22 protein-coding genes and 1 pseudogene are annotated in these 26441 nt (G+C 64.1%); 13 read left to right on the top strand and 10 right to left on the bottom strand.

Features of this window, described 5'->3' with window-relative positions; all coding sequences use genetic code 11:
• Positions 1-160: 160 nt before the first annotated feature.
• Positions 161-1381: a magnesium/cobalt transporter CorA gene (corA, locus tag ABD842_RS05495; RefSeq protein ID WP_345111167.1), complete on the bottom strand. Its 1221-nt coding sequence runs from the start codon at positions 1379-1381 to the stop codon at positions 161-163.
• A gap of 176 nt (positions 1382-1557) precedes the next feature.
• Here corA and ABD842_RS05490 point away from each other — a divergent pair, with 176 nt between their 5' ends.
• The 3 genes from ABD842_RS05490 (at position 1558) to ABD842_RS05480 (ending at position 4838) form a co-directional block, all read left to right on the top strand.
• Positions 1558-2541, top strand: coding sequence for a hypothetical protein (locus ABD842_RS05490; protein WP_345111164.1), 984 nt, complete (start codon positions 1558-1560; stop codon positions 2539-2541).
• Between the two features lie 73 nt (positions 2542-2614).
• Positions 2615-3907, top strand: a complete 1293-nt coding sequence (locus tag ABD842_RS05485) for an MATE family efflux transporter (RefSeq protein ID WP_345111161.1) — start codon at positions 2615-2617, stop codon at positions 3905-3907.
• Positions 3908-3911: 4 nt separating this feature from the next.
• The gene (locus ABD842_RS05480; RefSeq protein WP_345111158.1) at positions 3912-4838 is read left to right on the top strand and encodes a glycosyltransferase; all 927 of its coding nucleotides are present in this window, start codon (positions 3912-3914) and stop codon (positions 4836-4838) included.
• Between the two features lie 8 nt (positions 4839-4846).
• Here ABD842_RS05480 and ABD842_RS05475 read toward each other — a convergent pair whose 3' ends face one another.
• A complete protein-coding gene (locus tag ABD842_RS05475) occupies positions 4847-6502 on the bottom strand; it encodes an ArnT family glycosyltransferase (RefSeq protein WP_345111156.1) in 1656 nt (551 codons plus the stop codon).
• Between the two features lie 224 nt (positions 6503-6726).
• Between ABD842_RS05475 and ABD842_RS05470 the strand changes: the two genes are divergently transcribed.
• Together ABD842_RS05470 and ABD842_RS05465 are read left to right on the top strand one after the other, a co-directional pair.
• A complete protein-coding gene (locus tag ABD842_RS05470) occupies positions 6727-8358 on the top strand; it encodes a hypothetical protein (RefSeq protein WP_345111153.1) in 1632 nt (543 codons plus the stop codon).
• Positions 8359-8462: 104 nt separating this feature from the next.
• Positions 8463-9440 carry an acyl-ACP desaturase gene (locus ABD842_RS05465; RefSeq protein WP_345111151.1) on the top strand — a complete coding sequence of 326 codons (978 nt, stop codon included), beginning with the start codon at positions 8463-8465 and terminating at the stop codon, positions 9438-9440.
• 75 nt (positions 9441-9515) lie between these two features.
• On the opposite strand, the gene ABD842_RS05460 is transcribed toward ABD842_RS05465, so the two are convergent.
• Positions 9516-10151: a hypothetical protein gene (locus tag ABD842_RS05460; protein ID WP_345111148.1), complete on the bottom strand. Its 636-nt coding sequence runs from the start codon at positions 10149-10151 to the stop codon at positions 9516-9518.
• Positions 10152-10221: 70 nt separating this feature from the next.
• Positions 10222-10503: a DUF427 domain-containing protein gene (locus ABD842_RS05455; RefSeq protein WP_345111146.1), complete on the bottom strand. Its 282-nt coding sequence runs from the start codon at positions 10501-10503 to the stop codon at positions 10222-10224.
• 215 nt (positions 10504-10718) lie between these two features.
• Here ABD842_RS05455 and ABD842_RS05450 point away from each other — a divergent pair, with 215 nt between their 5' ends.
• Positions 10719-11831 (top strand): vWA domain-containing protein, encoded by a 1113-nt coding sequence (locus ABD842_RS05450; protein WP_345111143.1) that lies wholly within the window; start codon positions 10719-10721, stop codon positions 11829-11831.
• Between the two features lie 185 nt (positions 11832-12016).
• The gene (locus ABD842_RS05445; RefSeq protein ID WP_345111140.1) at positions 12017-13564 is read left to right on the top strand and encodes a sigma 54-interacting transcriptional regulator; all 1548 of its coding nucleotides are present in this window, start codon (positions 12017-12019) and stop codon (positions 13562-13564) included.
• A 300-nt stretch (positions 13565-13864) separates the two neighbouring features.
• On the opposite strand, the gene ABD842_RS05440 is transcribed toward ABD842_RS05445, so the two are convergent.
• Positions 13865-17119 carry an Eco57I restriction-modification methylase domain-containing protein gene (locus ABD842_RS05440; RefSeq protein WP_345111137.1) on the bottom strand — a complete coding sequence of 1085 codons (3255 nt, stop codon included), beginning with the start codon at positions 17117-17119 and terminating at the stop codon, positions 13865-13867.
• A 139-nt stretch (positions 17120-17258) separates the two neighbouring features.
• Between ABD842_RS05440 and ABD842_RS05435 the strand changes: the two genes are divergently transcribed.
• The 3 genes from ABD842_RS05435 to ABD842_RS05425 all read left to right on the top strand — a co-directional run bounded on the left by ABD842_RS05435 (position 17259) and on the right by ABD842_RS05425 (position 18878).
• Positions 17259-17852, top strand: a complete 594-nt coding sequence (locus tag ABD842_RS05435; protein ID WP_345111135.1) for a helix-turn-helix domain-containing protein — start codon at positions 17259-17261, stop codon at positions 17850-17852.
• Between the two features lie 97 nt (positions 17853-17949).
• Positions 17950-18369 carry a hypothetical protein gene (locus ABD842_RS05430; protein ID WP_345111132.1) on the top strand — a complete coding sequence of 140 codons (420 nt, stop codon included), beginning with the start codon at positions 17950-17952 and terminating at the stop codon, positions 18367-18369.
• A 323-nt stretch (positions 18370-18692) separates the two neighbouring features.
• Positions 18693-18878: a hypothetical protein gene (locus ABD842_RS05425; protein WP_345111129.1), complete on the top strand. Its 186-nt coding sequence runs from the start codon at positions 18693-18695 to the stop codon at positions 18876-18878.
• Between the two features lie 116 nt (positions 18879-18994).
• Here the strand turns inward: ABD842_RS05425 and ABD842_RS05420 are convergent, their stop codons facing one another.
• Complete coding sequence (locus ABD842_RS05420) at positions 18995-19456, bottom strand: peptidylprolyl isomerase (RefSeq protein ID WP_345111126.1); 462 nt, start codon at positions 19454-19456, stop codon at positions 18995-18997.
• 185 nt (positions 19457-19641) lie between these two features.
• Here ABD842_RS05420 and ABD842_RS05415 point away from each other — a divergent pair, with 185 nt between their 5' ends.
• Complete coding sequence (locus tag ABD842_RS05415) at positions 19642-20274, top strand: fasciclin domain-containing protein (protein WP_345111123.1); 633 nt, start codon at positions 19642-19644, stop codon at positions 20272-20274.
• 97 nt (positions 20275-20371) lie between these two features.
• Here ABD842_RS05415 and ABD842_RS05410 read toward each other — a convergent pair.
• Positions 20372-20551, bottom strand: a pseudogene (locus tag ABD842_RS05410) (ribosome small subunit-dependent GTPase A); the annotation flags it as partial.
• Positions 20552-20802: 251 nt separating this feature from the next.
• On the opposite strand from ABD842_RS05410, the gene ABD842_RS05405 reads away from it, so the two are divergent.
• Together ABD842_RS05405 and ABD842_RS05400 are read left to right on the top strand one after the other, a co-directional pair.
• Entirely contained in the window at positions 20803-21744 is a 942-nt protein-coding gene (locus ABD842_RS05405) for a cytochrome-c peroxidase (protein WP_345111120.1), read from the top strand.
• Between the two features lie 41 nt (positions 21745-21785).
• Positions 21786-23270: a WD40 repeat domain-containing protein gene (locus ABD842_RS05400; RefSeq protein ID WP_345111117.1), complete on the top strand. Its 1485-nt coding sequence runs from the start codon at positions 21786-21788 to the stop codon at positions 23268-23270.
• A gap of 131 nt (positions 23271-23401) precedes the next feature.
• Here ABD842_RS05400 and rsgA read toward each other — a convergent pair whose 3' ends face one another.
• The 3 genes from rsgA to ABD842_RS05385 form a co-directional block, all read right to left on the bottom strand.
• Positions 23402-24328, bottom strand: a complete 927-nt coding sequence (gene rsgA / locus ABD842_RS05395; protein WP_345111114.1) for a ribosome small subunit-dependent GTPase A — start codon at positions 24326-24328, stop codon at positions 23402-23404.
• A gap of 51 nt (positions 24329-24379) precedes the next feature.
• A complete protein-coding gene (locus tag ABD842_RS05390) occupies positions 24380-25633 on the bottom strand; it encodes a 3-deoxy-D-manno-octulosonic acid transferase (RefSeq protein ID WP_345111112.1) in 1254 nt (417 codons plus the stop codon).
• A gap of 147 nt (positions 25634-25780) precedes the next feature.
• Positions 25781-26419 (bottom strand): peroxiredoxin, encoded by a 639-nt coding sequence (locus tag ABD842_RS05385; protein ID WP_345111110.1) that lies wholly within the window; start codon positions 26417-26419, stop codon positions 25781-25783.
• Positions 26420-26441: the final 22 nt, after the last annotated feature.

Raw genomic sequence — 26441 nt, 5'->3', positions numbered from 1 at the left:
CTTCGGCCGGGGTCGGGAGTGCGGCGAATTACACTTTGGCAGGAGGGCTCCTAAGGGGCGGGCAAGGACTGCCTAAGGCGTGGGTATCCGGAAAATGCCCCCAGTCCCCCGCTGGCGAATCGGGCCGGATTTTGAACAAAACCAGGAACCCCGCCAAGGCTTACCGGTTGCTCAGCCAGCCCTTGCGGTAGAAGTAGATCATCTGCCCGCTGACGATGACTGCCAGAATGCCGAGCAGCACCGGGTAGCCCCAGGGCTCGTAGAGCTCGGGCATGTTCAGGCGGTTGATGGTGCCGTCGGGGGCTTCGCGCTGGAAGTTCATGCCGTAGAGGCCCACCACGAAGCTCAGCGGAATAAAGATGCTGCTGATGATGGTCAGCACTTTCATCACCTCGTTCATGCGGTTGCTCTGGTCCGACAAGTACAGGTCCACGAGGCTGCTGACCGATTCGCGGTAGCTCTCGGCCAGGTCCATGGCCTGGATGGCGTGGTCGTAGCAGTCGCGGAAGTAGAGCTTCATTTCCTCGGAAATCACCTCGTCGGGCATGCGCAGGATTTCGGCAATCTTCTCCCGCTCGGGGTACACCAGGCGGCGGAAGCGCACGATGTCCTTCTTGATGTGCAGAATGCGGTTGAGCACCCGCCGGTCGGAGCGGCCCACGAAGATGCGCTCCTCCAGGGTTTCGATATAGTCGCCGATGGCGGCCATGGTGGGGTAGTAGTGGTCGAGCACCACGTCGGTCAGCGCGTAGGCCAGGTAGAGCACCGGCTTCTGCTTGATCTTGCTGAAGCCCGAGCGGATGCGGACCCGCACGCTGTCGAGGCAGTCGTCGTAGTCGTCCTGAAAGCTGATGATGTAGTTGGGCCCGGTGAAGATGGAAAGCTGGTCGTCGTCGATTTCGAGCAGGGCCGTGAAGTCGGTCATGCGCGTGACCATGAACAGGCGGTTGTCGTCGAAGAGCTCCACTTTGGCCCGCTGGTAGTCGCCCAGTACGTCTTCCATCTGCAGCGGGTGCAGGTCGAAGTCGGCCATCAGGCGCTCCATCAGGGCCAGGTCGTTGTAGCCGCGCACGTCGATCCAGTGCCGCAGCTCGGGGTGACCCCGAAAGAAGGCCCGCAGCTCCTCGTAGCTGCCGTATTCCTTTTCCTCAAAAAACTGCTCGTCGTAGGAAATCAGAAACAGCCGGGGCACCAGCGCGTTTTCCCCGACGGTGAGCGTGCCCGGCCGCTGGCCCACGCTCAGGTCCCGGGCCTGGCGGGTGGCTACCCGGTCGGAAATACCCCCCGGCTGGGCTTCCGCGGATACAGCTTCAGGATCGGGAGCCGGCGCGGGAGCCGGGGGCAGCGGGCTGTCAGCCAGGGGGGTATCGTTGGAGGGCATAAGGCTAAGGGGGGTAGGGCGCAGAGCGGGTGAAGGTACGTAGAGTAGCGGGCTCCGCGTTGCGGGCCGCGGCCGGGGTCGTAAAAGTAGCCGCGGGCTGCCGTGCCGGCCCGCGGGGCGTGCTATTTACTCGTACTTTCGCCCTTCGTGCCCCGCCCGTTGCCATGCCGTTGAGAGTGTCTTCCGCCTTATCCAGTCTGCGGCTCCTGCCCGATGCCCGCTACGCGGTGCGCATCCTGGCGGGGGCGCGGCATGAGGCCCCGGAGCTGCCGCTGGCGTTTGAGTCATTTCTGTACCTGCGGCCCGAGCACCTGCGGCTGCAGCGCTTCGCGGGCGAGCGGCTGACGTTTTACCTGGAAGATCAGGCCGCGGGCCGCACCGTGGCCCAGCTGCCCGTCTTCGCCCGGCAGGGCGCGGCGCACAGCCCCTGGCAGGCCCCGTTCGGGGCGGTGCAGCTGGCGGCGGGCGTGGGTGCGCCGCTCGTGCGGGCGTTTCTGCAGCTGGTGGAGGCCGAGCTGGCAGCCCGGGGCTTCCCCCGGCTGCACCTGCGCAGCTATCCTTTCGCCTACGACCCGGCCGGCAGCGCCGTGCTGACCCAGGCGCTGCAGCAGGGTGGCTACCGCGTGGCGCTGGCCGAGCTGAACCACCATCTGCCCCTGGCCGCCGGCTTCGAGGCCCGCCTGCACCCCTCGGAGCGGCGGCGGCTGCAGAAGTGCCGCCGCCACGGCCTGCACTTCGAGCAGGAGCCGCCATATCTGCTGCCCCGGGCCTACGAGTTTCTGGCCCGCTGCCGGCAGGAGAAAGGGCAGGAGCTGTCGTTGGCGCTGGAGCGCCTGCAGGAATTGTTCCGCCTTTTTCCGCGGGAGTACTTCCTGTTCTCCGTCCGCGACGCGGCCGGGGAGTGGGCCGCGCTGACCATCGCCGTGCAGGTAAGCCAGCAGGTGCTCTACAACTTCTACCCCGCCAGCCCCCTGGCGCTGAATGCCTTCAGCCCGGTGGTGCTGCTCAACGAGGGCCTGCACGCCTTCGGGCAGGCCAGCGGCCTGGGCCTGCTCGACCTGGGCACGTCCACGCTGCCCACGGGCCTGAACCAGTCGCTGCTGCAGTTCAAGCGCCACCTCGGCGGCGTGCCCAGCCTTAAGCTCACGTTCGAGAAGTAGGCGGGTGCCGTTTCCGCGGGCGGGCAGAAGGGCCGGCCCGGCGGTTGGCGCTGCGTGCACTACTTTTGCCCTTATGCCGCCCGCCGCCGAAACCAGCGCCCCGTCCGAAACCCGCGCCGTCGTGCTGGGCCGGTTTCTGCGCGGCTCGGCCGGGTCGGGCGTGGCCATCGGGGCCCGCACGGCCGGGGCGCTGCTGCTCAACAAGCTGCTGGCCGTGTACGGCGGCCCCGGCGGCCTCACGCTGCTGGCCCACTTCCAGAACCTGATGGCCCTGTTTACCACCCTGCCCAACGAGGGTGTGCACGTGGGCCTGATCAAGTACCTGGCGCCGCTGCGGGCGGGCTCGGGGCGCTACCGGGCCTGGCTGGGGGCGGCGGGCGGCCTCAATGCCGCCGTGCTGCTGCTGGGCACGGCGGTGCTGTTTGCCGGGCGCACCCCGCTGGCCGGCATCTTTCAGCCGTCGGCCGGCTGGCTGGCGCTGTTTGCCCTGGGCATCGGCCTGCTCACGGCCCACGTGTTTCTGACGGCGGTGCTGCTGGCGGCCGGGCGGCTGGGGGCCTACGTCGCGCTGACGGTGGTGCTGAGCGCCCTGGGCGTGGGGGCCGTGGCGGCGGTGCTGGCGGCGGGCTGGCCGGTGCAGCAGGCCCTGCTGGCCTACCTGCTGGCCCAGGGCCTGACGCTGCTGCCCACGCTGGCCGTATGCCGGCGGCAGGGGCTGCTGCCCTGGCTGCGCGGCCCGGTCAGCCGGCCCGCGGCGCGGAGCTTGGGCCGCTTTCTGCTGATGGCCGTGAGCGTGCTGCTGTTCAGCAAGGCCGTGGACTTCATGCTGCGCGACGTGCTGATCCTGCGCTTCAGCCTGGCCCAGACCGACAACTGGCAGGCCGTAGCCAAGCTTTCCGATAACTACACCATGGTGTTTTCGGCGCTGATGAGCAGCGTGTACTACCCGCGCCTGGCCCGGCTGGCGGGGGAGCCGGCCGCCCTGCGCCGCTACATGCGCACCGTGCTGCTGCTGCTGGCTCCGGCGCTGGCGCTGGGCCTGGCCGTCCTGTTTGGGGTGCGCGACTGGCTGCTGCCCCTGCTCTTCGACCAGCGCGTGGCGGCGGCCCGCACCCTGCTGGCCCCGCAGTTCGTCGGCGACTGGGCCAAGTTTCTGACCTGGACGCTGCTGTTTCTGCTCATGGCCCAGGCCAAGGTAGGGCGCTACGTGGCCGTGCAGGCCGGCTCGGCGGTGCTGTACGCGGGGCTGCTGGCCGTGCTGCTGCCCCGCTACGGGCTGCTGGGCGCGCCCCTGGCCCACGCGGCCCGGTTCGGGGTGCTGCTGCTGGGCTGCGGGCTGTACTTTCGGGACTACCTACGCCGCTGATTTTATGAACCAAGCTGCCGCTGCCTCTCCCGTCGTGACCATCGTGGCGCTGTGCTACAACCACGCCCGCTTTGTGCGCGAAGCCCTGGACTCCATCCGGGCCCAGACGTATCCCAACCTGGAGGTGTGGCTGGTGGATGATGCCAGCACAGACGGGAGCGTGGCTATCCTGCGCGAATATGCCGCGGCCAACCCCGCCTGGCACACCCTGCTGCTGCCCGCCAACGTGGGCAACTGCGCCGCCTTCAACCAGGCGTTCCGCCGGGCCCGCGGCGAGTTCTTCATCGACTTTGCCACCGACGACGTGCTGCTGCCCACCCGCGTAGCCGAGCAGGTGGCGGCTTTCCAGCAGCTCGATGCCAGCTACGGTGTGGTCTTCACCGATGCCGAGCTCATCGATGAGACCTCCCGGCACGTGCGCTACCACTACCGTCGCCCCGCGCCCGGGCAGCTGCACCCCCGACCGGCGTCGGGCCACGTGTTTGCCGAGGTGCTGCGCCGCTACTTTATCAGCACGCCCACCATGCTGATGCGGCGCAGCACGCTCGCGCACCTGGGCGGCTACGACGAAACGCTGGCCTACGAGGACTTCGACTTCTGGGTGCGCGCCGCCCGCGACTTTCAGTTTCACTTCCTCGACGCCGTCACCACCCGCAAGCGCCTGCACCCGGGGGCCATGTCGCGGCGCGGCTACCGGCCCCACGACCCGTTTCTGGCCTCCACCATCACCGTGTGCCGCAAGGCTCTGGCGCTGTGCCGCACGGCGGAGGAGCGGGCCGCGCTGGCCGTGCGCCTGCGCTGGGAGCTGCGGCTGGCGGTGCGCTGGAGTAATTTTGCCGAAGCCGCGGAGCTGTACGCCCTGCTGCGCGAAGTACGGGCCGTGCGCCCCCTGGACTGGGCGCTGGGCCATTACGCCCGGCTGCGGCGGTAGCGCGGGGCTTAGCGCACTTCGTAGAGCTCCACCGGCCCGTCCCGGGTTACGAGCCGCCGCCGCGGAAACCGGGCCAGCACGTCGGCGGCCGAGTAGCGGATCAGCTTGCGGGTCAGCTCGTCGTTGGTGAGCGTGCGGCGGTTGAGCAGCAGCCAGGCTTTTTCACCCGCCCCGCGCGCCACCGAGTCGGCGGCGGCGTAGCGGCGGAACTGCAGGCCCGTGGGCACCCGGAAGCCGTAGGAAAAGTCGTAGTTGCCGAGCAGAAACTCATCGACGAACACCACGCCCCGCCTGGGCTCGGCCAGCTGCCCGCGCAGCACCCGCTGCTGGGCCTGGTGCGCCGACCGGCCGGGCTTCTGCATAAAATACAGGGGCCGCACCGCCAGCACCGCCGCCAGGGCAACTACTGCCAGGCCGGCAAACGCCGCCGTGCCCGGGCGGCGCCAGGCGGGGAGGGGCGCCCCCGGGTTCAGCTGGGCCAGGGCCCCGAGCACGGTGGCTGCACCGAAGTACAGCGCCAGCCCGCCGTAGATAACCGACACGCTGTTGTGCAGCCAGCCCGCGGCCAGCAGCAGCGCCAGCGCCAGCCAGCCGCCGCCGCGGCCGGTTTGCCCAAAGTTGCGCAGCCCGAAGCCCGCGGCCAGGCACAGCGGCGGCAGCAGGGGCGTGGTCATGCGCGGCAGCAGCGTGATGGGGTTGTAGGAAGTGAGGGAGGTGCTGCCCAGCCAGTAGAACGCCAGGGTCGTGCCGGTGAGAGCCAGCCAGAAACCGGCATCGGAGCCCTGCTGCTGGCGCCGGCCGAAAGCCGCGGCCAGCGCCAGCAGCAGCGCCACGCCCAGCCCGCTGCCCACGAAGAAAGCCAGCGGCTGATAGGTGACGCGCCCGAGCAGCGCAGCCCGGTTGCCGACCAGAAAGTTGCCTTCCCGCAGAAACTCGTTGGTGTGCTCGATGAGGTGAATCCGGTACAGCGCGTCGTGGGTGAACACCGCATAAAAGGCCAGGTAGCCCGCCAGCAATACCGTGCCCCCAAACAGCGCCGCGGCCCAGAACCGGCCGTTTTGCTGCCGCCAGACGTCGAGGACCAGGAGCCCGCAGTAGCAGGGCAGGTAGTAGACAATGGTTTCCTTGCTGAGCAAAGCGGCGAAGTTGAGGGCGGCGAAGCCCAGGCCCCAGGCCAGCTGCGCCCCCGGGCTCTGCCGCCCGCGCAGCAGCGCCATGGCACAGCACAGGCACCAGAACATCAGAATGTTATCAGGGTACAGGTAATTGGTTAGGTTAAGCGTGAAATAGTGCAGGCCCAGCAGCACCATGGCCCCGGCCGCCACCACCGGCTCCCGCCGGCGGTAGCCGAGCCAGACAACTACCGAGCAGCCCAGCGTGCACAGCAGCGGCCAGAGCGTGGTGCTGATGGTGCCGATGCCAAGGAGCCGGTACAGCAGCGCCACCGGCCCGAAAATCAGCCACCGCTCCTTCAGCGGATCGTGCAGCAGCCCCTGCGGGTCGGGCAGCACGCGGAAGGTGCCGCCGGCCAGCTGCGCGGCGTAGCGGGCGTAGAAGTAGTCGTCGAGGTCGTAGAGGCCCTCGTGGGTGAGCAGAAAGTAAGCCACCGTGAACAGCCCCACAAACAGCAGGGTCAGATCGGGCAGGCGGGAGGAAAAGGGCAAGGGCTTCACCCTGCAAAGCAACCGAATATTACCCGGCAATAGCTAATCCGCCCCTGATCCGTGCCGGCAGAACGCCCGCGCCGCCGGCCGGCGCCGGAAAGCCCGCCTGGCCTGGGCCCCGGGCTTTCCGGTGCCCGGGAGTTGGGTACCTTTGAGTCGCCGGCGGGTGGCGCCTGATCTGCCGGCTCCCGCGCCCGTTTTTTCTATTTCCCAAGCTTCCCTTGTTGCCCAGCCCCAAATTTCTGCGCGTGGTAGTGTTGCCGGCAGTCTTGCTGCTGCTGGCCGGCGCCGGGCTGGGCTGCTACTACGAAACCAACGACGACGTCAGCATCACCCTGCTGCTGCGGGGCGTCACGGCGGCGGCCCCGGTCACCGACCTGCACCTGTACTTTCACGGGCTGGCGGCGCTGCTGGCCACGCTCTACCGTCACTTTCCGGCTGTGCCCTGGTACGGGCTGCTGCTCTACGGCCTGCTCTACGCCGCGGCCGTGCTCAGCTTTGCCGTGCTCGACCGGCTGCTGCGCGGGCAGCTGACCGGCGCCGCCCTGCTCGGGGCCCTGGTAGTGTTCTTCGGCGTGGCCTGGCTGGAGCACGGGCTGTGGTTCAACTACGTGCGGGTCCCGATTCTGCTGGCGGGCGGCGGCCTGCTGTTTGCTGCCCAGCGCTCTGAGCAGCGCGCGGCCCTGCTGTTGGGGCTGTTGGCCATCAGCCTGGCCGCCCTGATCCGGCCCAGCGCGGCCCTGCTGGGGCTGGTGGCGGCAGGGCCGGGGGCGCTGTGGCTGGCCCGGCGCCGGGCCGTGGTGCTCATTGGGGCCGTGGCGTTGCTGCTGGGCGCGGGGCAGGGCCTGCTGCTGCTCACCCGCTCACCCGCTGCCGCCACCTACCGCCGCCTCGACGTGCTCAAATCCAACCGCAACGACTTCCGCCTCACCCGCCCCCGGCCCCGCACCGCCGCCGACCGCCGGGGCCTGCAGGCCGTGGCGCTGTGGGCGTTGGGAGATTCGGCGCTGGTCAATGAGGAACTGTTCCGGCGGGCCGCGCCCTTCGACGCCGGCTGGTTTGTGCGCACGCAGGTGCCGGCCAAGCTGGCCGGGCTGGGCGCTCAGCTGGGGCGCGACTATTTTCCCCTGCTGCTGCTGCTGCTGGCTTTGGGCGCGGAAGTGGCCCGCAACCCGCGCCGCTACCAGGGACGGCGCCGGTTCTGGCTGGTGCAGGCCGGCTTCGGGCTGCTGATTCTGGGGCTGGGCACAGTGCTTAAGTTTCCGCCCCGCCTGGGGCTGCCCGTGCTGGGGCTGTGGGCGCTCAGCAGCCTGAGCTACGTGCTGCCCGTGCCGCGCCGGCCCCTGCGCCTAACGCCCGTCAGCGTGGTGCTGCTGGTGCTGGTCGGGCTGCTCTACGGCTACAAAACCTGGCACCGGGTGCAGGTGCTGGGACAGGAGCAGCGGCAGAATCTGGCCCGGCTGCACTATTTGCAGCGGGCGGCTGTTCAGCCCGTATGGGTGGTAGCGGGCCTCGAAAGCACTTTCAAGGCCCGGTCCCCCTTTGCGGAGCCCGATCTGGCCCCGCACTCCGTGCTCAACCTCACCGGCTGGGTGACCCTCGATCCATCCCAACCCGCTTTTCGCCAGTATCTTACCGGCTCCCGGGCGTGGCCCACGGCGCTGCACCGGCTGACGCGCCGCGCCGACGTGGGCTGGCTGCTGGCGCCGGAAGCGGTGCCTTGGTTAAGTACCTATCGGATAAGCCCGAAAACCGCTGGTCCGGTGCACCTCGTATTTACGGCTGCCGGGCCTTCGCCGGCGGCGGCGGCGGGGCAACCCCAACCGTACCAAGTCCGGGTGGAACCGATGGAATAGTGGCAAAAGCCAAAATTTTGTAGGGTGTCCTCCCGGTCCGATTTACGTATCAGTGTAGAGTGATGCCTACATTTGGCCCCTTATTCATTTCGAACTCTCCTGCCATGATTGCAACTGTAGCCTCCCGCGCGGAGGTGCTTCAGCATCTCGAACCTTTTTTGAAAGCTAATCTCGATGGTTTTCTGAAAAGAGTTGATGAAAGCTGGCAGCCCTCCGACTATATGCCGGACCCGCGTTCCGAAACGTTCTTCGACGAAGTAAAGGCGCTGCGCGAAGCGGCACAGGGCCTGAGCTACGACCTGCTGGCCGTGCTGATCGGCGACACCATCACCGAAGAAGCGCTGCCCAACTACGAAGCCTGGTTCCATCAGCTCGACGACATGAACAAGGACCCGGACAATGGCTGGGCCCAGTGGATCCGGGGCTGGACGGCGGAGGAAAACCGCCACGGCGACCTGCTCAACCGCTACCTCTACCTCTCGGGCCGCGTAAACATGCGCGAGTTTGAGGTCAGCACCCAGTATTTGATCAACGACGGCTTCGACCTGGGCACGGCGCACGACCCCTACAAGGCGTTTGTGTACACCAGCTACCAGGAAGCGGCCACTAACCTCTCGCACCGCCGCGTGGGTACCCTGGCCCGCAAGGCCGGCGACGCCCAGCTGTCCAAGATCTGCGGCATGATTGCCGGCGACGAAGCCCGCCACGCCCGCGTGTACCAGACGTTCGTGGAGAAGATCTTCGAGGTAGACCCATCCGAAATGATGCTGGCCTTCGAGGACATGATGCGCAAGAAGATCGTGATGCCGGCCCACTACATGCGCGAGCTGGGGGTGGAGATGGGCAAAACCTTCGGCCACTTCACCGACGCCGCCCAGCGCCTGGGCGTATACACCAGCCAGGACTACACCGACATCCTGGAAAGCCTGATTACTACCTGGAAGCTGGACCAGGTTTCGGACCTGAACGGGGCCGCCGAAAAAGCCCGCGACTATATCATGGCCCTGCCCAACCGCCTGCGCCGCGTGGCCGACCGTATGCCGGTGCCTAAGCTCGAATACAAGTTCAAGTGGATTGAGTAACCGCACTTCAGAAACCACAAAAAAGCCGCTGCCGGAATCCGGCAGCGGCTTTTTTTGTGAAAACAGGCGCGGATGCTACCTGGCGGCCTTGGGCTCGTTGACTACCTCCACCTGCCGAAACGCCAGGCTGCTTTCCGCCATCCGGTAGCGGATGGTGCGCAGGCCCCCGCTCGGGCAGCAGGCGGCATCGGCGGGCTGATAGACGGGGAAACTGCGCCGCAGCATGTTGCCGCGCACCTCAAACTGGTCCTGGCCCCGGTAGCCACGCGCCGCAGCACTGGTGAGCGGGGGCAGCGGCTCCATCGGCTCCCAGTCCTGCCCGCCAAACCAGTAGCCGCGCACGGTGCCGGCCGCGTTGCGGCTGTCGTCGCGCAGGAAGATGAGCAGCTCGTCGCCGGGGCCGGTGGTGAGCTTGGCCAGCTGGGCTTGCTGCACTTCGCCGGCTATGGTATCCAGGGCCGTGGTTAGCTCCTGCCCATTCTGCTCGGCCCGCACCGCCAGCACCCGCGTCCCGGCCGGGCCGCGGGTGCTGACCACGTACCGGTAGGATCCGCTGGTCAGCTCCCGCCGGAAGCCGGGGGCAACGGCCGCGGGGGCCGGAGCGGAGGCGCGGGTGGGGGTGGGCCGGCCGGTGGTAGTTTCGCGGGTACTGTCGCAGGCCGTCAGGGCGGCCAGGGCCAGCAGGCTGCTCAGGCAAAAAGAAAAGCGCATGGAAGGGAGTGGGGGCGGAAAGAGCCCCCAAGATACGCGCTGCCGGGCGGGCTGGGGTAGTTCGGGCCGCTTACTCCACCACTTTCACGCCCTTCCAGAAGGCCACGTGGCCCTTTATTTGTTGGGCCGCATCCTTGGGCTCGGGGTAAAACCAGGCGGCATCCTTGTTCAGCTCCCCGTTGACGCGCAGGGAATAGTAGCTGGCGCGGCCTTTCCAGGGGCAGGAGGTGTGGGCAATGCTGTCCTCGAAAAACTCGCTTTTCAGCGAGTCGGCGGGGAAGTAATGGTTATTTTCGACGACCACGGTGTCGTTGCTTTCGGCCAGTACGGTGTCGTTCCAGAGAGCTTTCATATTTTGGGGTCTTGGTTTTGGGAGGCTTGGTTGTGGGGGGCTCAGGAGCTTGGCTATCAGGCTGGCTTAGTGCTTTGTCGGCGCAGGTCCCGCTTGCCTGACCCGGTAAGCGGCTACTGCCAGAACGTAAACCAGGCCCCCCACAGCCAAGACCCTAAGACCCCTACTGAACATTGCTGCCCGCCGGGTTGTTCTTGGGACTTAATTCCTTTCCTATGGCTGCTGGTTTCCGTTTCCGGGATTTCGTGCCCGATGACTCGCCCGAAAAAGGGTTTGAGTCGCTCTTTAAGATCTTTATGCAACTGGTCACCATCACGTCGGGCGACGTGGCGGAGGCCCTTTCCTGGCTCAACGAGCTCGACAAGCAGTACGGCCTCACCGAAGGCGAGTACGGCATCGGCAATTTTATCGAGGACCTGAAGAAAAAGGGCTACATCGACGAGAATGAGCAGGAGAAGGGCGCCTTTAAGATTACGCCCAAGACCGAGCAGGGCATCCGCAAGAGCGCCCTGGAGGAAATCTTCGGCAAGCTCAAGAAGGGCAACACCGGCAACCACCGCACCCCCCAGGTCGGGCAGGGCGACGAGCTGAGCACCGACCTGCGCGAGTTCCGCTTCGGCGACGCGGTAGACCAGATTTCGATGACCGAGTCCATCCGCAATGCCCAGCTCAACCACGGCTTCGGCGAAAGCGGCGACGACTTCACCCTGGCCGAGAGTGACCTGGAAGTGCGCGAAACCGAGCACAAGACCCAGACCAGCACCGTGCTGATGATTGACATCTCGCACTCGATGATCCTGTACGGGGAGGACCGCATCACGCCCGCCAAGAAGGTGGCCATGGCCCTGGCCGAGCTGGTGAAGCAGAAGTACCCCAAGGACTTCCTCGACGTCATCGTGTTCGGCAACGATGCCTGGCCCATCACCATCAAGGATTTGCCCTACCTCGAAGTCGGCCCCTACCACACCAACACCGTGGCCGGGCTGGAGCTGGCCCTGGACCTGCTGCGCAAGCGCAAGACGCCCAACAAGCAGATTTTCATGATCACCGACGGCAAGCCCACCTGCCTCAAGGAAGGCAACGGCTACTACAAGAACAGCTTCGGGCTGGACCGTAAAGTCGTCAACAAGACGCTGAACCTGGCCGCCGCCGCCCGCCGCCTCCACGTGCCCATCACCACCTTCATGATTGCCTCGGACCCGTACCTGCAGCAGTTTGTGGAGGAATTTACCCAGGTAAACCAGGGCAAGGCCTACTACAGCGGCCTCAAGGGCCTGGGCCACCTCGTGTTTGAAGACTACAAGAAGAACCGCCGCAAGACGCTGTAGCCCAGGCGGTGACTCTGCCAGCAGGCCGTCGTTCCGAGCGTGTCGAGGAGTCTCGCATGCAGTCGTGTGATTACTGATCCAGCCTCAGCACGCGAGATACTTCGGCTTCGCTCAGCATGACGTTCTTCATTTTTTTGCTTCCTGTTCCCCTTTGACTTTCCATCTGACCACCCTTGACCAGCTCTATGGCTTATACCAAGCTTTCGACCACTGAACTGCAAAGCATTACCACCCTCGGCGACCTGAAGAAGGCGGGCTACCAGCCCCGCTCCGTGAAGCAGGAGCTGCGCGACAACCTCATTGCCAAGCTCCAGGCCAAGGAAGACGTGTTTCCCGGCATCTTCGGCTACGAGGAAACCGTGATTCCGGACCTGCAGCGCGCCATTCTGAGCATGCACCACATCAACCTGCTCGGGTTGCGCGGGCAGGCCAAGACCCGCATTGCCCGCCTGCTGGTCGAGCTGCTCGACGAGTACATTCCGGTAGTGGCAGGCTCGGAGCTCAACGACGACCCGCTGCAGCCGCTGAGCGTCTATGCCAAGCACCTGATTGCCGAGAAGGGCGACGCCACGCCGGTAAGCTGGATGCACCGCTCGGACCGCTACACCGAGAAGCTGGCTACGCCCGACGTATCGGTGGCCGACCTGATCGGCGACGCCGACCCCATCAAGGCCGCCACGCTGAAACTGCCCTACTCCGACGAGCGGGTGATTCACTTCGGCCTGATTCCCCGCTCGCACCGCGGCATCTTCGTCATCAACGAGCTGCCCGACCTGCAGGCCCGCATTCAGGTGTCGCTGTTCAACATCCTGCAGGAAGGCGACATCCAGATCCGGGGCTTCAAGGTGCGCCTGCCGCTCGACATCCAGTTCGTGTTTACGGCCAACCCCGAGGACTACACCAACCGCGGCTCCATCGTGACCCCGCTCAAGGACCGGATCGACTCCCAGATCATCACCCACTACCCCAAATCCATCGAAATCGGCAAGCGCATCACCCGCCAGGAAGCCCGCATCAAGGAGGCCCAGGACGGCATGGTGACCACCAACGAAATCGTGCGCGACCTGGTGGAGCAGGTGGCCGTGGAGGCCCGGGCCTCGGAGTTCGTCGACGCCAAGAGCGGCGTATCGGCCCGCCTGACCATTGCGGCCTACGAAAGCCTGATCAGCGCGGCCGAGCGGCGCGCCCTGATCAACGGGGAGAAGAAAACCTACGTCCGCATTGCCGACTTCATTGCCGCCGTGCCCGCCGTGACGGGCAAGGTAGAGCTGGTGTACGAGGGCGAGCAGGAGGGTGCCGGCCTGGTGGCCGAGAAGCTGATGGGCAAAGCCATCCGCACGCTGTTTCTGACCTACTTCCCCGACCCCGACAAGCAGAAGAAAAAGAAGACCATCCCGAACCCCTACAAGGAGGTGCAGGACTGGTTCGGGGCCGGCAACACCGTGGACGTGCTCAGCGACGCCTCCGACAAGGACTACCACAAGGCCCTGGAGCAGGTGCCCGGCCTGCGCAACATCGTGACCTTCCTGCACCCCAACGAGGACGCCGAAACCACCTGGTTCCTGATGGAGTTCTGCCTGCACGGCCTGGCCGAGCACAGCCTGATTTCGCGCAACCGCGTCACGGCCGGCACCCAGTTCAAGGACCTGCTCTCCTCGATGTTCACCATGCCCAGCTTCGGCGGCGACGAGGACGAGGACGACGAGGAAGAAAAGCCCCGCAAGCGCCGGTAGCACGGCAACGTCAGTCAGGCTGAAATGCGTCTGTCATCCTGAGCGGCGCGAAGCAAAGCGAAGGACCTTCCTCTTTCCGTACTGCTAACCCTGTTTCAACGCGCAAAGCCCTTTACCAGCAGTTGGTAAAGGGCTTTGCTCAGTTAAAGGGACTTCACAGAGAACGAAGAGGAAGGTCCTTCGCTCTGCGGACGCCAGATGAAGGATGACAGACGTCTCTGCTGACCAGCGACTTTAACAACTGACGATTTTTGCAGCTTATTTTTCAAAAAGTAAGAAATAAGCTGCAAAAATCGTCAGCTATCCGGCGGGGGCGGGGCGGCCTTCCACCAGGGCTATTTCGGCGGGGGTGAGCTGGTAGAGCTGGTAGACCAGCGCATCGAGGGCGGTATCCTGGCGCTGGAGGGCGTCGCGGCGCTGCTGCTGCTGCTGCTGAAACTGAGTGAGATAGTCGAGCCAGGTACTTTTCTCGGGCAGGCTGAGCTTACGGCCCAGGGCTTTTTCGAGGGCCGTGCTCCAGGTGGGCCAGGGCTGGGTGAGGGCCAGCTTGCCGCTCAGCGGCTGGCTCAGCCCCAGCTCCGCCCGAATCAGCCGCGCCGTTTTGGCGTCGGCTTCGTGCAGCTCCTTGTGGCCCGCTAGCAGAGTTTCGGCAGCGGTGATGAAGGGCTGCTGTTCGGCGGGGGGGATGTTGGGGATGGGAAATTGGCGTAAATCTTCTGGGTAAATGCTAGAATAACTTCCCTGAAGTGTGTCAGTACTTAAGAATTTAGTGAAGTAATAAGTGATAAGCTTTGAGGAGATGATTGTCAATATATATTTCAAATATATATTACTTTCTTTTATTACATTCCACTTATTTTCAGGTTTTTGGAAAGATAAAACATTATCATTCCAAAGAATCATGTGCATTAAGTTATCATTTGAATATACGTGTTCATTGTCAAAATAAGCGTATATCCTGTTGTTGTTTCCGCTTATTCTGCGAACAATAATCTTTTCACTTTCAAAAAGTAATTTGTACTTAGGTCTGTGGAAAAAATCTTTCTTAGAATCATAATCTATAAACGAACCATCATCTATAAGGCTATACCTGCTGAGATTAGTCCCAGTGACATACTTTTTGAAACCGGGTGAATATTCTTTGTGAATGACATCGTCTTTCTTGAAAGCAACGGGGCTTCCAATCTTTGCATGAGCTACCACACCTGTATTGATACATGCAAGTTCACCTAGTAGCGCTGAGTTGCTATGAAGCTTCTTATACAGTTCAATATCAGCGTTGCTTACATTCGTTTTGAACGAAGTATTTTTGAGTTGATTGAAAAAGGATTGATCAATTCTGGTTTCTTTCCCGTTGATCGAATTTTCAAATGAGTCTAACTTTATGATTATGCTATTTTCTTTCTGATGCTTCTTCTTGGCAATGTAAATGCACGTTTGCCTGGCTACATTCTCAAATATTATGTTTTCGCCAAAATCGACTATCTCAAGGAGTTGATGGTCTTTAAGTATTGATTCTCTAATAGCTTTATTGTACTTCTCTTTCAAGAATGAAGTTGGCAGGATGAATGAATTATATCCTTCTTCATTCATCAAGTTAAAGCTTAATGCAATGAAGCAGGTGTATAGATCCCAGTGGCCGACTAGGAATTTCTTGTATGTTTTCTCTAAATATTCAACGTCGTGTCTGTTGTTTTCCGATAAAGTCCAGTTTGACACATACGGTGGGTTTCCAATGACCACGTCGAACCCACCCTGCGCGAATACTTCCGGGAAGGCGGTGGGCCAGTCGAAGGCGCGGGGGCCGGCCACGGCGGGGTCGGAGATGAGGGAGTTGCCGCAGCGGATGCTGTGGTCGAGGGAGGTGAGGGGCTTGCCGGGGTTGGCGGTTTGCAGCCACAGGCTCAGCCGCGTAATGTCTACCGACTCGGGGTTGAGGTCGACGCCGTAGAGGTTGTGCTGCAGGATGTGGCGGTCGAGGTCGAACACCTTGAACTGCCCGGCGCGCAGGGCGGCCAACTCCCGGTTTACCTGCTCGCCCTCGCGCAGCAGGTAGCCGAAGGCTTCGTTGAGAAAAGCCCCCGACCCGCAGGCTGGGTCCAGCACCCGGATGCCTTCCAGGGCCGTGGCGTAGGTTTCCCAGGCCGCCAGGTGCTTCTGTACCCGCGCCGAGGGCTGCACCAGCTTGTTGCCGGTGCCGAGGCGGATGGTGGCCCGGTCGTCGTCGGTGAGCTCGGGCAATTGCTCCAGGCCGGCCTCGCGGCGGCGCTCCAGCAGCCACCCGCCCACGGCCTGCCGCACGATGTAGCGGGTGATGTACTCGGGCGTATAAAAGATGCCGTCCTGCTTGCGCTTGCCCTGCTTGGGGTCGTGGGCCTGCCCGCTGAGGCGGGCGCGCTCGGCTTCGAGGTCGGAGAGGCTCTGCTCGAAGATGTGACCCAGAATGTTCACGTTCAGGTCGGAGGCAAAGTCGTACTGCTCCAGCTGAATGACGGGGGTAAGGGTGCGGTCCTTGATGGTGAGCGAGTCGAGGGCCGGGTCTTCGGCAAACAGGCCCCCGTTGAAGCGGTTGATGCCGGCCAGCGGGTTGCCCTGGTCGATGCTCTGAAACAGGCCGCGCACGGTGCGGTACACCTTGTCGTCGGCGGGGTCGAACACGTTCTGGCGCACGGCATCGAGCAGGCGGCGGAAGGTGAGGCGCGGAATGATGTTCTTATCCTCGCAGAAGCACACGAAGATAACCCGGTCGAGCAGCTTCTGGGTATGGGCCAGCAGGTCCAGCGGGGGCACGGCGGGGTTTTGCTCAATCAGGTGGTCGAGCAGCTGGCGGCGGGCGGTGCTGTAGTCCTTATAGAAGGACTTGGTAATGCGGACTTCCTCCTGCTGGCGCTGCTGCAGGGCCTCGTCCAAGGGGGCTTCGGCCCGGCCGGGGGCGGGCAGCAGGTGGGCGGGCAGCAGCAGGGCAAAGAAGCGCCGGAGCTGGGCTTCGTCATCGGGCAGGGTTTCGAGGTTGAACACCTCGGCCCGGAGCTGGTCGTTGGCCGCGTACAGGCGCAGCTCCACGAAGTTGGAAGCCAGCACCCAGCGGCAGGTAGCGCCATACTTGCTGGGGTAGCTGAAGGCCTGCTCCACCGGCGTTTCGGCCCGGCCGCCCGTGCTGCGGCGCTGCTTGGCGTCGAGGCCCGTGCGGGCATCCTTGAGCTCTACCACGGCCCGCACCGGCCCGGCCAGTCCGCCGCTGGGCACGCTCACGAAGTCGCCCAGGGCGCCGTCGGGCTTGGTGCCGTCGGTGAGGGTCTTGAGCTCCAGCTCCAGCTGGCGGTGGGTGGTGTTCTGGTACTCGTAGCCCAGCACCTGCCCGAATAGCAAGTTCAGAAACTCGGCCTGCAACGCTTCCTCCTTGCGGCTGCGCACGTAACCGTCTTTGATAGCCTGCTGCCAGCGGCGCAGGTGGGTTACCCGGCCCGCGAAATCGGGCAGGGCAGTGGCGGGCTGGAAATTAGTGAAGGGAGCAGGGAGGGCGGCAGCCGGAAACAGCGGTAATAGCTCGGGCATGAGGATAGCTCAGATAAAGTGGGCCGGGAAGGTAGGAAGGAATCGGGGTGCAAACCGCACCTAAACGGGAAGGCGGCCGCATGATTTTGCAGCTTATTTTTTACATTTTGAAAAATAAGCTGCAAAATCTTCTTGGCCTATGCCCCGCAAGTCCATTCCCTCTACCACCCTCGTAGCCCAGGTACGCAAGCACTTCGGCCTGGAGCAGCAGGAGCTGGCTGCCTACTTAGGCATCAGCCGGCCCTACGTGGCCGACCTCGAAGCCGGCCGCCGCGCCCTCACCAGCCGCGTCCTGCTCCGCCTCAACCCCCTGGCCGCCCTGCTGCCCGCCGACGCCCCGGCCCGGCCCGCGGCCCCCGCGCCCGAAGTGCCCCCGCCCGGCCTGCCGGATGCCGACCTGCTCCTGGCCCGCCTGGACACCTGCCGCCACCAGGCTGCCCAGCTGCGCCGGGAGCTGAAGAAGCTGGCCGCTGCCCAGGCCGGGGCCCGGCGCTGGCTGGCCGTGCTGCCCGGCCTGCTGGCCGCCCCCGATCTGCCCGCCGCGCTGACTACCCCCGCCGAGGCCGCCCGCGCCCGGCAGTGGCTGCTGACCCGGCAGGCCCGGGCCCACATCGATCTGCACGACGCCGCCGATGCCGCCCGCTACCACCTGCTGCGCCTGCGCGCCGCGGCCCTCGAAGCCGAGGCCGCGGGCCTCAGGGCGCTGCTCCCGCCGGATTTGGTCGAAGAATAAGCCCAAGTAGTCGAAAAAACGCCCGGATTCTTGGCACCTGCCCCGGCCGCTGCTATATTCAGTACGTCTATTTTTTCACCCTAACCCCTTACCCATTATGGCACTTGACCTCACCCTTCTCACCACCCGCGCCGAGTGCGACGAAGTCCTCCAGGACCTCGAAGCCGAGCTGGACACCTACCAGACCCGGGACTCCAACCTGGGCTACACCGACCGCCAGGTAGTGCGCAGCAAAGCCGAAACCGCCGTCCTGCTCACCGGGGTGGAGGCGGAAATCGGCATGTACACGACTATGCTGGCCACGCCCGGCCTGTCGGCCCGCCTGCTCAAGCAGAATCAAAGCAAGCTGCGCCGGGCCATCGACCGGCGCGACAACCTCAAGGACCAGGGCGGCGCCCGCAGCGGTTCGGCCCGCATCCTGGCGGCCATCGACGCCGCCCAGATCGACGCCCAGGTAGCGGTGCTCACCGATGCCCAGACCCAGGTGACCACCCACCGCGCCACGCTGGCGGCCTAGCTGCCCTTTGGTTTCTGTTGTCACTGAGTGCCCCCGTATCGTTATCCTCCGCCTATTGTAACCTTAAACGGCCGCTCCGCGCAAGCAGGGCGGCCGTTTTTGCCTTGAGCGCCGGGCCGTGGTCCGCGCCGGCAGCCTCGGCCCGCTGAAAAACCGGTTCAGCGAGAAAACAGCCCGATTCGCACAGAAGTAGCGGCGGCTGGGCGGGTTTGCCGAACCGGGCAGCTGCCAGCGCGTTGCTTTGTATCATTCCAACGGCCCAAAGGGCTACGGAACTACCCGCCGCCACTTCTCACGCGGCACCTTTCGGCCTCAGGAAAGCTTTGTTTGTTGCCCGCCTCGCCGTCCTGCTTTTCTCCCTGGCCCTGCTGCTGCCCGCCGCCCCGGCCGCGGCGGCCGATGGCTCGCCCTTGGTGCGGGCCGCCGGCAAAGGCCGCGTGCTGACGCACCGCCCCAACTACAAGCGCTACAATGCCAACCGCCCCCGCTGGTTTTTCCAGCGCTGGTAGGTCGCCCTGCCGGGAAAAACAGCCGCCTGGTTTTTCACACGCCTCTGCTGCCGTTGCACAAAAAAGCCGCCGGAGGTCCGGCGGCTTTTTAACTTATGGGAAAGGCTGGTGGCGGGTTAGGCCTGCTCGCCCACCACGATCTTCTGAATCTCGTCGTTGGGCTTGATCTGGTCAATCACGTCGAGGCCTTCCACTACTTTGCCGAACACGGTGTGCACGCCGTCGAGGTGGGCGGTGTTCTGGCGGTCGTGGACCACGAAGAACTGGGAGCCGCCGGTGTTCTTGCCCGCGTGGGCCATGCTCAGCGCGCCGCGCTCGTGGTGCTGGTTGCCGCCCTTGGTTTCGCAGTCGATCTTGTAGCCGGGGCCGCCGGTGCCGGGCGTGCCCTTGGCACCGTCGCGGGAGTTGGGGCAGCCGCCCTGAATCACGAAGTTGGGGATGACGCGGTGAAACTTGAGGCCGTCGTAGAAGCCTTTCTGGGCCAGGTCGGTGAAGTTCTTGACGGTGTTGGGCGCGTCCTGGTCGTAGAACTCGACTTTCATGACGCCTTTGCTGGTGTGGATTTCGGCAGTTTTCATGCGGAGGGGATGTTAAAGGAAGGAGAATGTCGGCTATACGCCGCCGGGGGCAAAGGTAGCCATTTCGGCTGCGGCCGAAACATCCGATCTAAAACCGAGTTTCGTTAGCACTTCCTACCATATCGGAAGCTGAATATCCCGATATTGGCCCCACTCAACCAACCTCAACCCCCTTTCCGCGTCCGATGAAAAAGACCTTCCGCCACGCCTCGTTTGCCCTGAGTGCCGCCGTATTACTGGCTGCCGGCCTCAGCAGCTGCGGCGACACTGCCACCACCGAAACCACCACCGCCACCGACGCCGCCATCGTGGCTGACTCGGCCAACATGTCGACCGACTCGGCCCGCATGGGCAACCCCGACGGCGTAATGGTAGATGGCGTGGCCATGACCCCCGACAAGACCATCATCCAGAACGCCGTACAGGCCGCCAGCGTAAGCACCCTGGTAAAAGCCATATCGGCGGCTGATCTGGGCGGGACGCTGAGCGGCCCCGGCCCGTTCACGGTATTTGCCCCCACCAACTCGGCTTTCATCTCACTGCCCAAAGGCGCCCTGGATGGCCTGATGAAGCCCGAAAGCAAAGAGAAGCTCAAAGGCGTGCTGACCTACCACGTCATTGCCGGCCGCCTGCTGGCCGCCGACCTGAAAGACGGGCAGGAGCTGACCACCGTGAACGGTGAGAAAATCAAAGTAGCCCTGAAAGACGGCAAGGTGATGATCAACAACGCCACCGTGCAGATTGCCGACGTGGTGTCCAGCAACGGCGTTACCCACGTTATCGACCAGGTATTGCTGCCCCCGGCCCCGGCCATGTAGCCCCCGGTTTTTCCCGGTGATTGAAAAAAGCCCCGCTGGTATAGCGGGGCTTTTTTTTGGCAGGACTTGTAGCCCAAAGAAAGGCTCAGGTACTTATTTAGTGCCGGTTGTCCTGGCCGGCGAGCATGCTCAGGTAGCTGTCGTAGCGGGGCAGGGCAATCTTGCCTTTGTCCACGGCTTCGCGCACCACGCAGCCGGGCTCGTGCACGTGCTGGCAGTTGTGGTAGCGGCACTGGTTGAGCAGGGCGCGCATCTCGGGAAAGTAGTGGGCCAGCTGGGCGGGCGGAATGTCGACCAGTTCAGGAGGCCGGTCAGGTAGGTGGTATTACTTGTATATTCATAAAACAGGCTCCTGGATCAGCGCTTTGCGGGCAAATGACGGTACAGGTATTTATCCAATACCGGTTACAGCCGCGTTCATCCAGCTAAACCGGCCATTTGACGAGTAATGAGCCCTATTCGCCAAATGGAGTCTTGGTAGCCCGGTTTATTTGTTTATGTTTGCAATGCGAAATATTAAACAAAACAATGCGGCTCTCCTCTGCCTCATATGGCTGGATACTGATTCTCTTTCTGGGATTAATTATATCTGGGTGCTCTGCTTCCTCCCAGCGCCCGGAGGGCAAGCCAGTTAACCGGGCTGCCCTCCGGGCGCTGGGCAAGGTGTTGTTCTTCGAGCCGGCGCTTTCTATCAACGGCAAACGGAGCTGTGCTTCCTGCCACCGGCCTGACAAAGCCTTCACTGACCACCGCATTACCTCCCGGGCCCTGCGCTTTACGGCCAACGTGGGCCGTAACGCGCCTACGTTGCTTAATGCGGCCGGCCAGCGTCGCTACTTCCACGACGGGCGGGCCACCACGATGAGCGAGGTGATTCGCCAGGTTATCAGCAGCCCCGTGGAGATGGGCAGCAGCTACGCTCTGATTACGGCCCGGCTGAATCAAAGCTCCCTGTATTGCCACTGGTTTGATCAGGCCCTACACGCCCCGATCGGGGAGGCCACGATTAATGCGGCCCTGACGGCGTACGTCGAAAGCCTGCGCAGCCGCGATGCCCCCTACGATGTGGCCCGGCGGCGTGGCCGGTCCCTGCCCGCGGCGGCTCAGGCGGGCCAGCAGCTGTTTTCCCTCGCCCGGCTGGGTTGCGCGGGCTGCCATGCCGGCTCCTCCTTCCGCGACGGGCAGCGCCACGAGGTACGACCCGGCGAATGGGTGAAAACCCCGACCCTGCGCAACGTGGCCGTTACGCCGCCCTACGGCGCCGATGGTCAGGCCGCTACGCTGGCGCAGGCCATCCGCAGTCCGTTTCACCAGCTACAGCTCACGCACCCGCTGCAGCCGCAGCAGGAAGCCCAGCTCATTGCCTTTCTGCAGGCCCTCACCGACACAACTTCCACCGAACACCGCTCCCCGCTCACGCTGCCGGATCTGCCCGACCTGCCCGACCGCCGGGTGGGAGGGCTCTACTAACCCGCTTGCACACTTTTACACACCCCTTTTGCCACTTGCTTATGCTCCTCAAATCCTCTGCTCTGCTCCGCGCTGCCCTTGGCGCAGCGCTTCTGTACAGCGCTGGCGTCCAGGCCCAGACGACTACCCCTGCCCCCGCAGTCAGCTCCTGGCTACAGGGCGACATCAAAACCAAGGCCGCCCTGCTGGGCGTCGACTACAGCCCCGATGGCAAACGCCTCGTCACCTGCGGCCTGGGCCGCGACATTGTGGTGTACGACGTGGCTACCCGCCAGCCGGCGCTCACGCTGAAAGGCCACACCGACGATGTGGTCTGCGTGAAGTTCAGCCCCAATGGCCGCTATATTGCCTCGGGCGGCGTTGATCACGCACTGATGCTGTGGGATGCCATCACCGGGGAGCTCCTTCGTAAAAACACGGACCACACCGATTATGTGCGCGACGTGGCCTTCAGCCCCGATAGCAAGCGGCTGGCCAGTGCGGGCTGGGATGGGCAGGCCCTGGTCTTCGATACGTTCAGCGGGCAGCGACTGGCCTCGCTCAAAGCCCCGGCGGCCGCCGATGCGCCCCCCGTGCCCACGGCCTACGACCGGGCCAAAACGGCGAAGGGCCGTACCGGCAACGTCACGTCGGTCGCGTTTAGCCCCGATGGCTCGGAGGTGCTCACGGCCAGTGGCGACCACGCGCTGCGCATCTGGGACACGGCCACCTGGGAACCCAAAATGGTACTGTCGGGCCACACCGATGAGGTGTGGGATGCGCGCTACTCGCCCAACGGCAAGTATGTGGTAAGTGGCGCCTGGGACAATACGGCTCGCCTATGGGACCTGAAAGTCCAGCGGACCGTCCGCGTGTTTCCCGCGCACGTCTCCGATGTGTGGGCCACCTGCTTCAGCCCCGACGGGCAGCTGATTGCCACCGGTGGCGGCGACCGGAAGGTGCGCGTTTGGGATATGGTGACGGGCATGCTGGTCCAGGACTTGTCCGGGGAGCTGCACACGGCCGAAGTTGAGAACCTGGCTTTCAGCCCCGACGGCACCAGCCTGGCCAGCGTGAGCCGCGACGGCACGCTCAAGATCTGGCAGGTACCCGGCACGGCCATTCGTATCGGGTCCTATGCCCAGTACAACTTTGAGAAATGGAGCCGCAAAGGCGAGTTTGAGAAAACGGCCGACTTTGAGGCGCGGATGGCCCGCAAGGCGGAGCAGATGAAGGTATTCCAGGAGGAAGGCCTGGCCTTGCTGCTCAAGAGCTACGGCAACGCCGCCGACTGGTCGAACTTTACGCTGAAGGAGTACAACGCGGATACGGAATACTATACGTTGGGGTCGGCCCTGTTCCCAACCGTGAGCTACCGCGTTAAGGTAGCCCCGCGCGAGGCCGAGCAGTTCCGCAGCAGCTTCTCCCGGGTGACGTATGGGCCGCCTTCCTTCGTATACACGGATGCGGTTATTCAGCTCGATAAAGTCAGCGCCACGGTGGTGGGCAGCAGCGGCCCGCCCCATCAGTACACCATCACCCACTAGCGGCGGCGCGGATCGGTGGCACCCGCCCCCGACGGCGCCCGTAGCCCACTTAAGCTTACGCCCCACAAAAGCAGCCGGCCAGGCTGTTCTTGTGGGGTGTGAGCATTTGGCCCCCGAAGGGCCGCCGGCCGCTAGTGCCGGTTGTCCTGGCCGGCGAGCATGCTCAGGTAGCTGTCGTAGCGGGGCAGGGCAATCTTGCCTTTGTCCACGGCTTCGCGCACCACGCAGCCGGGCTCGTGCACGTGCTGGCAGTTGTGGTAGCGGCACTGGTTGAGCAGGGCGCGCATCTCGGGAAAGTAGTGGGCCAGCTGGGCGGGCGGAATGTCGACCAAGCCCAGCTCCTTAATGCCGGGCGTGTCGATGATGTAGGTGGCGGGGCGCACTTCCAGCATTTCGGCGAAGGTGGTGGTGTGCACGCCCTTGTCGGAAAACTGGCTGATTTCGGCGGTTTTGATGTCCAGATCGGGCACCAGCGCGTTGATGAGGGTGCTCTTGCCCACCCCCGAGTGCCCCGACAGCAGCGTGACCTTGCCATCGAGCAGCGCGTCGATTTCGGCCAGGCCCTCGCCGGTGTGGGCCGAGCAGCGCAGGCCCTCGTAGCCGGTGCGGCGGTACATTTTCAGAATCTGCTCCTGGTAGCCCGCCAGCTCCTCGTCGTAGAGGTCCACCTTGTTGAAGATAAGCCGCACGGGAATCTGGTAGGCCTCGGCCGTAACCAGAAACCGGTCGATAAACCCAAACGAGGTGGCCGGCGACACCAGCGTGACGACCAGCAGGGCCAGGTCGAGGTTGGCCGCCACAATATGGGCGTGCTCACTCTTGTGCACCGAGCGGCGGATGATGTAGTTGCGCCGCGGCTCGATGTGGTGAATTACGCCCGCGCCCTCGGTCTGCTCCTCCACAGTGAAGTCGACCTGGTCGCCCACGGCCAGCGGGTTGCTGACCTTGAGGTTCTTGTTCTTGAATTTGCCCCGCAGCCGGCAGCGGTGCAGCAGCCCGGTAGCCGTTTCGCGCACGAGGTACCACGAGCCGGTAGATTTGATTACGATGCCGGTCATGAGGGGAAGTGGTGAAATTGTGAAGTTGTAGCCGTCATTGCTGCGCTCTGCTCACAATGACGATTCTTTGCCCAGCCAGCGCATGATGGTGCTCGTAGCACCGGCCTGGGCCCGGACGTACTCCCGGTTTCGGGCCACGATGGGCAGGCGCTGGGCGGGGTTGTAGACCAGAAACTTCAGAGCCGTTTCCAGCTCCTCCGCGTCCTTTACCGCGTCGGCGCCGCCGCGCTGCACCAGGTCTTTGGCCTCCTCAAACTTCTGGAAATTCGGCCCGAACAGCAGCGGCAGCCCAAAAACGGCCGCCTCCAGGGTGTTGTGCAGGCCCTTGCCGAAGGCGCCGCCCACGTAGCCCAGCGTCCCGTAGCGGTACAGCTCCCGCAGCAGCCCGATGGAGTCGATGAGCAGAATCCGCGCGGCCGGGGCCGTGTCGGCCGTGGCCCGGGAGTAGCGCAGCACGCGGCCCGGCAGCACGGCTTCCACCTGCTGCAGGCCGGCTTCGTGCAGCTCGTGCGGGGCCACAAGCACGCGCAGGGCCGTGGGTGCCAGGGTGCGCAGGGCGGGGGTGAGCACCGCAATATCCGCGGGCCAGCTGCTGCCTACCACCAGTACCGGGGCGCCGTCGGCCACGAAAGCCGTCAGCACAGGCAGCGTTTTCGGCGGTGCCGCGGCCGTGGCCACCACGGTATCGAAGCGCGTGTCGCCGGCCGTGCTGACCCGGGTAATGCCGATGCGGCGGAGCAGCTCGGTGGAGGCTTCGTTCTGAGTGAAAATGTGGGTGAAGCTCCCCAGCATACGGCGGAAAAGGCCGCCCCAGGGCTTGAAGAAAGCCTGCCCGGGCCGGAAAATGGCTGATACGCAGATGGTGGGCACCCGGCGCCGGTGCAGCTCGGTCAGGAAGTGGTACCAGAACTCGTACTTCACAAACACCACCAGCCGGGGCTGCACCGCGTCCAGAAAAGCGCGGGCGTGGGCGGCCGTGTCGAGGGGCAGGTAGAAGATGTAGTCGGCCCCCGGCCAGCCCTGGCAGATTTCATAGCCCGAGGGCGAGAAGAACGTCAGCACCAGCTTATGGCCGGGGTACTGCTGCCGGTAAGCCTCCAGCAGGGGCCGGCCCTGCTCAAACTCGCCCAGCGAGGCGCAGTGAAACCATACCCGCGGCGCCGTCTCAGCCAGCAGCGTCTGCCGGATGTGGGCCAGCAGCCCGCGGCGGCCAGCGGTCCACTGCGCGGCTTTGGGCACCCAGGGCGCCAGCAGGCGCAGGAGCAGGGCGTACAGCCACAGGCCGATGTTGTAAAGAAAAAGCAAATCCGGGTGCTAAGAGCTGGGGGCCGGGAGCCGGAAAAAATCCGGCCGGCCCGACAAAAATAGGCGTTTGGCAGCGGGGAAACGAAAAAAGCCCCAACCGAATGGCTGGGGCTTGTCACGGGCTTTATTACGGGCCGCGGCCGGCGCTTAGTGGGCGCCCTGCTTGCCGAGGTAGCTGGCCACGCCTTCGCGGGTGGCTTCCATGCCTTCCTTGCCTTCTTCCCAGTTGGCGGGGCAGACCTCCCCTTTCACCTCGAAGTACTGCAGGGCATCGACCATGCGCATGGCTTCGTCGATGCTGCGGCCCAGCGGGCCGTCGTTGACGACCTGGTGGCGCACGATGCCGTCCTTATCAATCAGGAACAGGCCGCGGTAGGCCTGGGGCGAGCCGACGAAGGTCATTTCCCCGGCCTCGTTGTAGTCGTAATGGCCCCCGAGCACGTCGTAGTTGGAGGCAATGGTTTTGGTAGAATCCGCCACCAGCGGGTAGGTGACGCCCTGAATGCCGCCGTTGTCGCGGGGCGTCTGCAGCCAGGCGAAGTGGGAGAAGTGCGTATCGGTCGAACACCCCACGACGGCCACGCCTTTGGCCTCAAAATCGGCCAGCCGGTCCTGGAACGCAATGATTTCGGTAGGGCACACGAAGGTGAAGTCGGCGGGGTAGAAGTAGAAGATAACGTGCTTCTTGCCCAGGTAGCGGTCGAGGGAGAAATCCTCTTCGAATTCGCTATCAATGACGGCCGTAGCCTTGAAAGAAGGAGCACGCTTGCCAACGAGAACTGCCATGTTGAAAATGTAAAAAGTGAAA

Source organism: Hymenobacter algoricola, from assembly GCF_039539525.1.
Lineage (GTDB): Bacteria > Bacteroidota > Bacteroidia > Cytophagales > Hymenobacteraceae > Hymenobacter > Hymenobacter algoricola.
Note: the sequence above shows the minus strand (reverse complement) of the source record. Positions and strands in the feature narration are given on the sequence as shown.

Bases quoted from the DNA above. Each gene is read 5' to 3' on its own strand.
- rsgA (WP_345111114.1), bottom strand. From the start codon at position 24,328: ATGACCGGCATCGTAATCAAATCTACCGGCTCGTGGTACCTCGTGCGC.
- ABD842_RS05485 (WP_345111161.1), top strand. From the start codon at position 2,615: ATGCCGCCCGCCGCCGAAACCAGCGCCCCGTCCGAAACCCGCGCCGTC.
- ABD842_RS05455 (WP_345111146.1), bottom strand. From the start codon at position 10,503: ATGAAAGCTCTCTGGAACGACACCGTACTGGCCGAAAGCAACGACACC.
- ABD842_RS05405 (WP_345111120.1), top strand. From the start codon at position 20,803: ATGCGGCTCTCCTCTGCCTCATATGGCTGGATACTGATTCTCTTTCTG.
- ABD842_RS05460 (WP_345111148.1), bottom strand. From the start codon at position 10,151: ATGCGCTTTTCTTTTTGCCTGAGCAGCCTGCTGGCCCTGGCCGCCCTG.
- ABD842_RS05400 (WP_345111117.1), top strand. From the start codon at position 21,786: ATGCTCCTCAAATCCTCTGCTCTGCTCCGCGCTGCCCTTGGCGCAGCG.
- ABD842_RS05415 (WP_345111123.1), top strand. From the start codon at position 19,642: ATGAAAAAGACCTTCCGCCACGCCTCGTTTGCCCTGAGTGCCGCCGTA.
- ABD842_RS05435 (WP_345111135.1), top strand. From the start codon at position 17,259: ATGCCCCGCAAGTCCATTCCCTCTACCACCCTCGTAGCCCAGGTACGC.
- corA (WP_345111167.1), bottom strand. From the start codon at position 1,381: ATGCCCTCCAACGATACCCCCCTGGCTGACAGCCCGCTGCCCCCGGCT.
- ABD842_RS05465 (WP_345111151.1), top strand. From the start codon at position 8,463: ATGATTGCAACTGTAGCCTCCCGCGCGGAGGTGCTTCAGCATCTCGAA.
- ABD842_RS05420 (WP_345111126.1), bottom strand. From the start codon at position 19,456: ATGAAAACTGCCGAAATCCACACCAGCAAAGGCGTCATGAAAGTCGAG.
- ABD842_RS05445 (WP_345111140.1), top strand. From the start codon at position 12,017: ATGGCTTATACCAAGCTTTCGACCACTGAACTGCAAAGCATTACCACC.
- ABD842_RS05440 (WP_345111137.1), bottom strand. From the start codon at position 17,119: ATGCCCGAGCTATTACCGCTGTTTCCGGCTGCCGCCCTCCCTGCTCCC.
- ABD842_RS05430 (WP_345111132.1), top strand. From the start codon at position 17,950: ATGGCACTTGACCTCACCCTTCTCACCACCCGCGCCGAGTGCGACGAA.
- ABD842_RS05385 (WP_345111110.1), bottom strand. From the start codon at position 26,419: ATGGCAGTTCTCGTTGGCAAGCGTGCTCCTTCTTTCAAGGCTACGGCC.
- ABD842_RS05450 (WP_345111143.1), top strand. From the start codon at position 10,719: ATGGCTGCTGGTTTCCGTTTCCGGGATTTCGTGCCCGATGACTCGCCC.
- ABD842_RS05480 (WP_345111158.1), top strand. From the start codon at position 3,912: ATGAACCAAGCTGCCGCTGCCTCTCCCGTCGTGACCATCGTGGCGCTG.